Source organism: Streptomyces sp. NPDC048659 (assembly GCF_040650575.1).
Taxonomy (GTDB): Bacteria; Actinomycetota; Actinomycetes; order Streptomycetales; family Streptomycetaceae; genus Streptomyces.
Genome location: NZ_JBEZHM010000113.1, coordinates 1 through 10514, shown reverse-complemented (window position 1 = coordinate 10514; position 10514 = coordinate 1). Strand labels below are relative to the sequence as shown.

The window sequence follows — 10514 nt, the reverse complement described above, 5'->3', positions numbered from 1 at the left end:
CACAGCAGGGGCGCGGGGACCAGCATGGTGAGGACGAGCACGGCGAAGGTCTGGATCTGCTGGACGTCGTTGGTGGTGCGGGTGATGAGCGAGGCCGCTTCGGCTCGACGCCCGGCAGCATCGTCAGCACGTACGACAGCAGCAGGAAGTCCGCGCCGATCGCCACGAGCAGCGCGGCGGCCTGGAGCAGCGTGCCGCCCGCGCCGTCGTGCGAGAGGCCGAGCCGGTCGGCGCTCCAGCCGACGGCGGTGGAGCCGAGCCAGGAGGCGGCGAGCGAGCAGAGCCCGACACCCGCGAGACCGAAGAGCACGAGGGTGTCCTTGCCCTTGCGGGCGAAGGGGTTGCCCTCGTCTACGCCGTCCAGCCCCCAGACCGCGCGCAGGCACTCGCGCATCGAGCCGACCCAGCCGATGCCCATGAAGAGCAGCACGGCGCCGGCGACGAGCCCGATGGTGCCCGCGTTGTCGACGAGGGAGCCGATGTCGAGCTGGTCGGAGATGCCGGGGACCTGGTCGGCGACCTTGTTCTCGATCTTGTCGAGCTGCTCGGTGCTGAGCAGCGCGGCGCCGATCGCGGCGGCGACGGTGATCAGCGGGAAGAGGGCGAGGAAGCTGAGGAAGGTGATGGCGGCGGCGAGGCGGGCCCAGCGGACCTCGTCCAGGCGCTCGTACGCCTGCCAGGCGTGAGTCCTCATGAAGCGGACGACCCAGGGGCCGACGACGGGGAGCTTGGTCAGCCAGTCCATGTCGGGCGCGCCTCTCGTTGTCGGAACACCAAGGTCCGGTTCCCCCAGAATCGCAGACAGGTCGCGAGTGCCATGCCCACTCCGAGTCCTGACACCGTGTCGGCCCGCGCGGAGGTGAGCCCGAGGCCGTGGCGGGAGACGACGAGGCAGAGCAACTGGACGGCGGCGCCCGCCAGGTTCACCCCGAAGAAGGCCGCGTACTCGCGGGCGGTGACGGTGCGGCGGCGGTAGGTGCCGAGGGCGTTGCCGAGGTAGGCGACCGTGCAGCCGGCCAGGAACGAGACGCACTTGGCGGGGACGGGGTCCAGGCCGAGACCCAGGGGCGCCCGGAGGGCGAGGAAGACGGCGAGGTCGGCGGCGTAGGCGGCGGCGCCGGAGAGCGCGAAGCCCAGCAGCTCGCGGCGGCGGGGGTCGGGGCGGGGCGTCTCCTGTTCCGACTCCGGCTCCGGCTCCCGCTCTTGCGCGCGCGCCGATTCCAGCTCCGATCCCGGCTTCGGCCCCCGCTTCACAGGCCGATGACCGCCATCCCGTACATCGCCGCCCAGACCAGGCCGATGACGGCCAGCGGCCGGTCGCGCAGCACGACCTCCTCCGGCTCGCCCGCGGTGCCCCGGTCGGCGAAGACGGCGTAGCGCAGCACGGCGAGGATGAAGGCGGCGACGGAGAGCTGGCGCCAGGGCAGCAGCGAGCCGTCGGCGGCGGCTCCGCTGCCCTCCAGTGCCCACAGGCAGTAGCCGAGGACGGCGACCCCGGCGGCCAGTTGCCAGACGAAGCGGAGGTAGCCGGTCGTGTACTGGGTGAGCAGGGCCCGGGTGGCGCCCCTGGTGTCCGCCAGCTGCACGGCCTCGGAGTAGCGCTTGGCCGCGACCATGAAGAGCGCGCCGAAGCCGGTGGTGATGAGGAACCAGCGGGAGAGCGGGATGCCGAGCGCGATCCCGCCGATCATCGCCCGCATCAGGAAGCCGGTGGCGACGACGGCGAGGTCGACGACGAGGACGTGCTTGAGACGGACGCAGTAGGCGAGTTGCATCGCCAGGTACGCGGCCAGGAGCAGCGCCGTCATCGCGTTGCAGAGCAGGGCCGCCGCGACGGCCGCGCCGAGCCCGAGCAGCGCGCCCGTCGCGTACGCGAGGGGTACGGGGACGAGGCCGGCGGCGACGGGGCGGTGCCGTTTCACGGGGTGGGCGCGGTCGGCGGCGGCGTCGCGGGCGTCGTTCACCAGGTACACGGCGGAGGCGGCGGCGGTGAACAGGACGAAGACCAGGGCGAGCCGCGCGGCGGTCGCCCAGGCCACGAGCTGCCCGGCGGCGACGGGCGCGGCGACGACGAGCACGTTCTTGACCCACTGCCGGGGGCGCGCGGTCCGCAGCAGGCCGAGGGGTACGGCTAGGGGGCGGGGGGTGGTGGGAGTGGTGGGGGTGGCCGGGGTGGCGGGGGTGCCCGGGACGCCGGGGACGCCGGGGACGCCGGTGAGGCCGGGGACGCCGAGGACGCCCGGGACGCCGGTGAGGCCGGGGACGCCGGGGATGCCCGGGACGCCGGAGGCCCCCGGAGTACTGGGGGCGCCCGGGAAGTCCGGGGCACCGGGGGCCTCGGGAAGCGCAGGCGCCGCGGAAAGCGCCCCGGGCCGGGCCACGGCGGGGCCGTCAAGAACGGCAGGTCCGTCGAGGACGGCGGGGCCGTCAAGAACGGCGGGTCCGTCGAGGACGGCAGGTCCGGCCGGCCCCGCAGGCGCGCCCGGACCCGCCGGTCCGGCCGCCTCCGTACCGGCGACGGGATCAGCCACGGCCGCCTCCCCGGGCGGCGGTCACGGCCCCGGTGAGCACGGCCGTGCGACCGGCCGCCGCCGGGCCCCCCGCCCGCACCCACGCCCGCCCCGCCGTCGCCGTCGCGGCGCCGAGGAGGGCGCCGGCGGCCACGTCGGTCGGGTAGTGGACACCCGCGACGAGCCGGGAGAGGCACATCGCGGCGGCGGCCGGGACGGCCACCGGGCGGGTGGGCGGCCGGAGCGCGGCGAAGGCGACCGCCGCCGCCGCGGCCGAGGCCGCGTGGGAGCTGGGGAAGGAGTGCCGGCCCGCCGTGCGGACCAGCGGCGGGTACGCCCCGGGGTGCGGCCGGGGCCGCCGGACGAGCCGCTTGAGGCCCATGCTGGCGAGGTGCGCCGCGCCGACCAGCGCCGTGCCGCGCAGCCAGCCGCCCCGGCGCGGCGGGTCGAGCGCGGCGCCCGCGAGCCCGACCGCGAGCCACAGCGCCCCGTGTTCGCCGCCGAAGGAGAGCGCACGGGCCGCCGCGGCCACGGCAGGCCGGCGCCCGTGGGCGTGCGCGCCCGCCAGGATCCGGTGGTCGGCGCGGGCCGCCCACTCCCCGTATCGCATCGGTCTCGCCCCCGTCCGGCGCCTCCGCGCCTCGCAGTCGCCTCCGGCCCGCGCTCAGCCGGAGGCGGGCCAGAGGCGACTCTGACGGGCGGAGGCGCCGGAGGGGGCGGGTCGCTTTCCTGACACTCGTTTAATCACCCATTTCGACGAACCGCCCCTCAATCCCGGCATAAGCGACACTCGCGGCGATACGGTCACCTCCATGGCTGCCGAGACCGACCTCCCCGTCGACCTCCCTGTCGACCTCACCGTCGTTCCCGCCGACGTCGACACCCTCACCGGGTGGGGCCGCACCGCCCCCACCCTCGCGCGCGTGATCCGCCCCCGGTCCTACGAGGAGGCCGCCGCCGCCGTCCGCGCCTGCGGCGCCCGGGGGTCGATCGCCCGCGGCCTCGGCCGGGCCTACGGCGACGCCGCCCAGAACGCCGGCGGCTCCGTCCTCGACATGACCGGCCTCGCCCGGATCCGCGCCATCGACGCCGAAGCCGGGCTCGCCGTCTGCGACGCGGGGGTCAGCCTGCACCACCTCATGGAGGTGCTGCTGCCGCTCGGCTGGTTCGTGCCCGTCACGCCCGGCACCCGCTGGGTCACCGTCGGCGGGGCCGTCGGCGCCGACATCCACGGCAAGAACCACCACGTCTCCGGCTCCTTCTCCCGCCACGTCGTCTCCCTCGACCTGCTCACCGCCGACGGCCGGGTGCACACCCTCGCCCCCGGCGAGCCGCTCTTCGACGCGACCGCCGGCGGCATGGGCCTCACCGGCGTGATCCTCTCCGTCACCCTGCGGCTGCTGCCGGTCGAGACCTCCCTGATGCGCGTGGACACCGAACGCGCCACCGACCTCGACGACCTGATGGCCCGGCTCACCGAGGGCGACCACCGGCACCGCTACTCCGTCGCCTGGATCGACCTGCTCGCCCGCGGCGCCGCCACCGGCCGCGCCGTCCTCACCCGAGGCGACCACGCCCCCTGCCGGGCGCTGCCCCGCCGGGCCCGCCGGGCCCCGCTCGCCTTCCGCCCCGGCCGGCTGCCGGGCGCCCCCGCGTACGTACCGGAGGGGCTGCTCGGGCGGCACTCCGTCGGCCTCTTCAACGAGCTCTGGTACCGCCGGGCGCCCCGGCACTCCACCGGCCGCCTCCAGTCCCTCGGCTCCTTCTTCCACCCCCTCGACGGGGTCCCGCACTGGAACAGGGTCTACGGGCGCGGCGGCTTCGTGCAGTACCAGTTCGTCGTCGGGTACGGGCAGGAGGAGACCCTGCGCCGGGTCGTGCGGCGGATCGCCAGCCGCCGCTGCCCCTCCTTCCTCGCCGTCCTGAAGCGCTTCGGCGAGGCCGACCCCGGCTGGCTCTCCTTCCCGCTGCCCGGCTGGACCCTCGCGCTGGACATCCCGGCCGGGCTCAGCGGCCTCGGCGCCTTCCTCGACGAGCTCGACGAGGAGGTCGTCACCGCGGGCGGCCGGGTCTACCTCGCCAAGGACTCGCGGCTGCGGCCCGAGCTGCTCGGCGCGATGTACCCGAGGCTGGACGACTTCCGGGAGCTGCGCGCCCGGCTCGACCCCACCGGGGTGTTCGTCTCCGACCTGTCCCGCCGCCTGGGGCTGTGAGCCCCCGGCCCCGTCTCCCCTTCTCCCTGTCCCCGTCCCCGTCCCCGTCTCTCTGAGGAGCGTGAACGCCATGAAGGACGCCTTCGGCGCCCCGCAGTCCCTGCTCGTTCTCGGCGGCACCTCCGAGATCGGCCTCGCCACCGCGCGGCGGCTGATCGCGCGCCGCACCCGGCTCGTGTGGCTGGCCGGGCGCCCCTCCCCCGAGCTCACCGCCGCCGCGGAGTCGCTGCGCGCGCTCGGCGCCGACGTGCGCGCCGTGCCCTTCGACGCGCTGGACACCGAGTCGCACGAGGAGCGGCTCGGGAAGCTCTTCACCGAGGGCGACATCGACATGGTGCTGCTCGCCTTCGGGGTCCTCGGCGACCAGGCGCGCGACGAGTCCGACCCGCCCGCGGCCGTCCGGGTCGCCCAGACCAACTACACCGGCGCCGTCTCGGCCGGCCTGGTCTGCGCGCAGGCGCTCCAGGCGCAGGGGCACGGCTCGCTGGTGGTGCTGTCGTCGGTGGCCGGGGAGCGGGCCCGGCGGGCCAACTTCATCTACGGCTCGTCCAAGGCGGGCCTCGACGCCTTCGCGCAGGGCCTCGGGGACGCGATGCACGGCACCGGCGTGCACGTGATGGTCGTCCGGCCCGGCTTCGTCCGCACCCGGATGACCGAGGGCCTGCCGCAGGCGCCGCTCGCGACCACGCCCGAGGCGGTCGCGACCGCGATCGAGCTGGGGCTGCGGCGCCGCTCGGAGACGGTGTGGGTGCCGGGCGGGCTGCGGGTGGTGATGTCGGCGCTGCGGCACGTGCCGCGCGGGGTGTTCCGGCGGCTGCCGGTGTGACACGAGGGGGGGCCGAGGGGGCCCGGGCCCGTCGGATACCCCCGGTCGGACCCCGGGTCAGACCGCCGGCGTGGTCGCCGGGGCCTCGGCCGGGCTGCCGCACTGGGCCGGCACCGCCGAGACCGTACGGCCGCTGCCGAACTCGTAGTCGCACAGCTTGCGCCACACGCCGTCCGGGCCCTGCTCGTACAGCGCGAAGGAGCGGCACAGCCACTCCGCCTCGTAGCCGGCGAGCTCGGTGAACGCCCGGTCCATCGCCTCCTCGGCGATGCCGTGGGCGACGGTCACGTGCGGGTGGTACGGGAACTGCAGCTCGCGCGTGACCGGGCCCGAGGCGTCGCGCACCCGCTCCTGGAGCCGGTCGCAGCCGGACGCGCCCTCGACGAGCTGGACGAAGACGACCGGGGAGAGCGGGCGGAAGGTGCCGGTGCCCTCAAGGCGCATCGGGAAGGGCTCGCTGCCCGCCGCGATCCCGGCGAGGTGCGCCGCGATCTCCGGCAGCCGCTCCTCGGCCACCTCGGTCGGCGGGAGCAGCGTGACGTGGGTCGGGATGCCGTGCGCGGCGGGATCCCCGAAGCTTGCGCGCCGCTCCTGAAGGCGGCTGCCGTGAGGCTCCGGGACCGCGATCGAAACGCCGAGCGTTACGGTCCCCACGTCGTCCTCCTCCGTCGTCGGTCATCGGTCGTCGTTCGTCGGTCGTCGAAAGTCGAGGCGTGCGCACGGGTCGGGACGTGCGCACGAGTGGTGCAGGCGCCAGTGTGCGGCCTGCACCACCCTCGTGGCCAGGGCCCCAGGGCTCAGTGCTTGGCGGGCAGGAAGCCCATCCGGTCGTACGCCTGCGCCAGCGTCTCCGCCGCTACCGCGCGCGCCTTCTCCGCGCCCTTGGCCAGGACCGAGTCCAGCGTCTCCGGGTCGTCCAGATATTCCTGCGTCCGGGTCCGGAACGGCGTGACGAAGTCCACCATGACCTCGGCCAGGTCGGTCTTCAGGGCGCCGTACATCTTGCCCTCGTAGCTCTTCTCCAGGTCGGGGACCGACGTGTCGGTGAGCACGGACATGATCGTGAGCAGGTTGGAGACGCCGGCCTTGTGCTCCGGGTCGAAGCGGATCACCGTGTCGGTGTCCGTGACGGCGCTCTTGACCTTCTTCGCCGTCGTCTTCGGGTCGTCGAGCAGGTTGATGAGGCCCTTCGGCGTCGACGCCGACTTGCTCATCTTGATCGACGGGTCCTGGAGGTCGTAGATCTTCGCCGTCTCCTTGAGGATGTACGGCGCCGGGATCGTGAACGTCTCGCCGAAGCGCCCGTTGAACCGCTCCGCGAGGTCGCGGGTCAGCTCGATGTGCTGGCGCTGGTCCTCGCCGACCGGGACCTGGTGGGCCTGGTAGAGCAGGATGTCCGCGACCTGGAGGATCGGGTACGTGAAGAGGCCGACGGTCGCGTTGCCCGCGCCCTGCTTGGCCGACTTGTCCTTGAACTGCGTCATGCGGGACGCCTCGCCGAAGCCCGTGAGGCAGTTCATCAGCCAGGCGAGCTGCGTGTGCTCGGGCACGTGGCTCTGCACGAAGAGGGTGCAGCGCTCCGGGTCGAGGCCCGCGGCCAGCAGCTGGGCGGCGGCGAGCCGGGTGTTGGCGCGCAGCGCGGCGGGGTCCTGCGGGACCGTGATGGCGTGCAGGTCCACCACCATGTAGAAGGCGTCGTGGGACTCCTGCAGCGCCACCCACTGGCGGACGGCGCCGAGGTAGTTGCCGAGGTGGAACGAGCCTGCGGTGGGCTGGATTCCGGAGAGCACACGAGGACTGTCAGAGGCCATGCTCATCATTCTCTCAGGTGCCCGGCGCGATCCCGGACTGCCCTCGCTGCCGTGTGACGCACCTCCCTCCCGGGGCGGGGAGGGAGGTGCGCGGGGCCGGTCCGGTCAGGCGGGCAGGCCCGGGGCCGGGTGGGCCGCCATCAGCTCGGCGACCTCCGCGCGCACGGCGGCCAGGGCCGCCTCGTCGCCCTTGCCCGCCGCCGTGACGGCGCGGTCGATCCACTCCGCGACCTGCGGCATGTGCGTCACGTCCAGGCCCCGGGAGGTCAGGGACGGGGTGCCGATCCGGATGCCGGACGGGTCGAAGGGCTTGCGGGTGTCGTACGGCACGGTGTTGTAGTTCACGACGATGCCCGCCCGGTCCAGGGCCTTCGCGGCGATCTTGCCGGGGACCTCCTTCGGGGTCAGGTCGATCAGGATCAGGTGGTTGTCGGTGCCGCCGGAGACCAGGTCGAAGCCGCGGGCCAGCAGCGCCTCCGCGAGCGCCTTGGCGTTGGCGACGACCGCGTGCGCGTACGTACGGAACGAGGGCTGGGCCGCCTCCCGCAGGGCCACCGCGATGGCGGCGGTGGTCTGGTTGTGCGGGCCGCCCTGGAGGCCGGGGAAGACCGCCTTGTCGAGGGCCTTCGCGTGCTCCGCGCGGGACATCAGCATCGCGCCGCGCGGGCCGCGCAGGGTCTTGTGGGTGGTCGTCGAGACCACGTCGGCGTGCGGCACCGGGGACGGGTGGGCGCCGCCCGCGATCAGGCCCGCGATGTGCGCCACGTCCGCGACCAGCACCGCGCCGGCCTCGCGGGCGATCTCGCCGAACGCGGCGAAGTCGATCGTGCGGGGCAGCGCGGTGCCGCCGCAGAAGATCACCTTCGGCCGCTCCTTGAGCGCGAGCTCGCGCACCTGGTCGAAGTCGATCAGCCCGTCCTCGTGGCGCACGCCGTACTGGACGCCCCGGAACCAGGTGCCGGTGGCCGAGACGCCCCAGCCGTGGGTGAGGTGGCCGCCCATCGGCAGGGCCATGCCCATGACCGTGTCGCCGGGGTTCGCGAACGCCAGGTACACGGCGAGGTTGGCCGGGGAGCCGGAGTAGGGCTGCACGTTCGCGTGCTCGACGCCGAAGAGGGCCTTGGCGCGGTCCACGGCCAGGCTCTCGACCTGGTCGATGACCTGCTGGCCCTCGTAGTAGCGGCGGCCCGGGTAGCCCTCGCTGTACTTGTTCTGGAGCACCGTGCCGGAGGCTTCCAGGACGGCGGCGGAGACGTAGTTCTCGCTCGGGATGAGCCGCAGGGTCTCCGCCTGGAGCCGCTCCTCCGCGCCGACGAGGGCGGCGAGGTCGGGATCGGCGGCGGCGAGGGCGGGGTGGGTGGTGGCGTGGGTGGTGGGGTGCGTCGTCATGGCGTCGCTCCGGGGTTCGGCGGGACGGTCCCGGGACGCCTCGGCGCCGCACGGGACCCGGTCGGTTCCCGTGATGCCCAGGCGGGCGGCACCTCGTGTGGCTGGCCGCGCGCGGCTCCCCCGGGGTCGTTTCCCCGTACGCCAGTCGCCGTGCGTGTTTCCAGCCTAGCGGGCGTGCCGTCACGCGAGGTTTCCCCGTCCGGCATCCGAGCGACGATAAGAAAGGGGACACCAGCCCCTGGCCGCAGGACGAACGGAGATCCCGTGTCGAGGACGCAAGACGAGATCGCTGCCGCGGACGCGCACAGCGCCCACAACTACCACCCCCTGCCCGTGGTCGTCGCCACCGCCGAAGGCGCGTGGGTGACCGACGTCGAGGGGCGCCGCTACCTGGACATGCTCGCCGGGTACTCGGCGCTCAACTTCGGGCACCGCAACCCGCGGCTGCTGGACGCGGCACGGGCGCAGCTCGACCGCGTGACGCTCACCTCCCGCGCCTTCCACCACGACCGCTTCGGCGAGTTCTGCGGGCGGCTGGCCGCGCTGTGCGGCAAGGAGGCGGTGCTGCCGATGAACACGGGCGCGGAGGCCGTGGAGACGGCGGTGAAGACGGCGCGGAAGTGGGGGTACGAGGTGAAGGGCGTGCCGGACGGGCACGCGAAGATCGTGGTGGCGGCCAACAACTTCCACGGCCGCACGACGACGATCGTCAGCTTCTCCACGGACCACGAGGCCCGCGCCCACTACGGGCCGTACACGCCGGGCTTCGAGATCGTGCCGTACGGGGACCTCACCGCCCTGGAGGCGGCGGTCACCGAGAACACGGTCGCCGTGCTCGTCGAGCCGATCCAGGGCGAGGCGGGGGTGCTGGTGCCGCCGGCGGGCTATCTGCGCGGGGTGCGGGAGCTGACCTCGCGGCGGGGCGTGCTGTTCATGGCCGACGAGATCCAGTCGGGGCTCGGGCGCACGGGGCGCACCTTCGCGTGCGAGCACGAGGGCGTGGTGCCCGACGTGTACGTGCTGGGCAAGGCGCTCGGGGGCGGTGTGGTGCCGGTCTCGGCGGTGGTCGCGGACCGGGACGTGCTCGGGGTGTTCCGGCCGGGTGAGCACGGGTCGACGTTCGGCGGGAATCCGCTGGCCTGCGCGGTGGCGCTGGAGGTCATCGCGATGCTGGAGACCGGCGAGTACCAGCAGCGGGCCACCGAGCTCGGCGACCATCTGCACGCGGAGCTGGGGCTGCTCGTGGGCGGCGGCGCGGTGGAGGAGGTGCGCGGGCGCGGGCTGTGGGCCGGGGTGGACGTGGCGCCCTCGGTCGGCACGGGGCGGGAGGTGTCGGAGCGGCTGATGGGGCGGGGGGTGCTGGTGAAGGACACCCACGGGTCCACCATCCGGATCGCTCCGCCGCTGGTCGTGAGCAAGGAGGACCTGGACTGGGGGCTGGCGCAGCTGCGGGAGGTGCTGGCCGGGGGGTGAGGAGGGGGCCCGGGGGCGGGCGAGGGGCCGGGGGCGAGGGGCCCGGGGGTGAGCAGGGGGCCCGGGGAGTGAGGGGGCCCGGGGCGCCGGGCGGGCGCGGGCGGCCCGTGGCCGGGCGGGGGTGGAGCGGGGGTGGGGGTGTTCCGGACTGCGACCTCCACTTCGCTTCGCTCGTTCCGGGCGCCGCCACGTCCGGAAGGCAGCCAGGAGCCGGCCGCGCCGAGGACCACCGAGGCCGCGAAGAAGATCCGCACCGAACCCATCCGCGTCACGCTGGATCTGTCGCCCACTC

General features: G+C 74.6%; 9 protein-coding genes, 1 pseudogene and 1 riboswitch. Of the genes and pseudogenes, 3 read left to right on the top strand and 7 right to left on the bottom strand.

Annotated elements, in window-relative coordinates:
• From AB0C99_RS38900 to AB0C99_RS38885, 4 genes and pseudogenes are all read right to left on the bottom strand, one after another.
• The coding region (locus tag AB0C99_RS38900; protein ID WP_362485132.1) for a YihY/virulence factor BrkB family protein at nucleotides 1–745 on the bottom strand (745 nt) is incomplete at its 3' end.
• Complete coding sequence (locus tag AB0C99_RS38895) at nucleotides 733–1140, bottom strand: GtrA family protein (protein ID WP_362485136.1); 408 nt, start codon at nucleotides 1138–1140, stop codon at nucleotides 733–735. The genes AB0C99_RS38895 and AB0C99_RS38900, both read right to left, overlap by 13 nt.
• A gap of 110 nt (nucleotides 1141–1250) precedes the next feature.
• Nucleotides 1251–2138 (bottom strand): annotated as a pseudogene (locus AB0C99_RS38890) (decaprenyl-phosphate phosphoribosyltransferase); the annotation flags it as partial.
• A 385-nt stretch (nucleotides 2139–2523) separates the two neighbouring features.
• Nucleotides 2524–3120, bottom strand: a complete 597-nt coding sequence (locus tag AB0C99_RS38885; RefSeq protein WP_362485130.1) for a phosphatase PAP2 family protein — start codon at nucleotides 3118–3120, stop codon at nucleotides 2524–2526.
• A 202-nt stretch (nucleotides 3121–3322) separates the two neighbouring features.
• Between AB0C99_RS38885 and AB0C99_RS38880 the strand changes: the two genes are divergently transcribed.
• Together AB0C99_RS38880 and AB0C99_RS38875 are read left to right on the top strand one after the other, a co-directional pair.
• Nucleotides 3323–4723, top strand: a complete 1401-nt coding sequence (locus tag AB0C99_RS38880) for an FAD-binding oxidoreductase (protein WP_362485128.1) — start codon at nucleotides 3323–3325, stop codon at nucleotides 4721–4723.
• Nucleotides 4724–4793: 70 nt separating this feature from the next.
• Nucleotides 4794–5549: a decaprenylphospho-beta-D-erythro-pentofuranosid-2-ulose 2-reductase gene (locus AB0C99_RS38875; protein WP_362485134.1), complete on the top strand. Its 756-nt coding sequence runs from the start codon at nucleotides 4794–4796 to the stop codon at nucleotides 5547–5549.
• A 57-nt stretch (nucleotides 5550–5606) separates the two neighbouring features.
• Here the strand turns inward: AB0C99_RS38875 and AB0C99_RS38870 are convergent, their stop codons facing one another.
• The 3 genes from AB0C99_RS38870 to glyA form a co-directional block, all read right to left on the bottom strand.
• Nucleotides 5607–6203, bottom strand: a complete 597-nt coding sequence (locus tag AB0C99_RS38870) for a 2'-5' RNA ligase family protein (protein WP_362485126.1) — start codon at nucleotides 6201–6203, stop codon at nucleotides 5607–5609.
• 143 nt (nucleotides 6204–6346) lie between these two features.
• Nucleotides 6347–7360 carry a tryptophan--tRNA ligase gene (gene trpS, locus AB0C99_RS38865; RefSeq protein ID WP_362485124.1) on the bottom strand — a complete coding sequence of 338 codons (1014 nt, stop codon included), beginning with the start codon at nucleotides 7358–7360 and terminating at the stop codon, nucleotides 6347–6349.
• Between the two features lie 105 nt (nucleotides 7361–7465).
• The gene (gene glyA, locus AB0C99_RS38860; protein WP_362485122.1) at nucleotides 7466–8749 is read right to left on the bottom strand and encodes a serine hydroxymethyltransferase; all 1284 of its coding nucleotides are present in this window, start codon (nucleotides 8747–8749) and stop codon (nucleotides 7466–7468) included.
• A 68-nt stretch (nucleotides 8750–8817) separates the two neighbouring features.
• A riboswitch (ZMP/ZTP riboswitch) is annotated at nucleotides 8818–8908 on the bottom strand.
• 105 nt (nucleotides 8909–9013) lie between these two features.
• On the opposite strand from glyA, the gene rocD reads away from it, so the two are divergent.
• Entirely contained in the window at nucleotides 9014–10222 is a 1209-nt protein-coding gene (gene rocD, locus AB0C99_RS38855) for an ornithine--oxo-acid transaminase (RefSeq protein ID WP_362485120.1), read from the top strand.
• The last annotated feature ends 292 nt before the right edge of the window (nucleotides 10223–10514 follow it).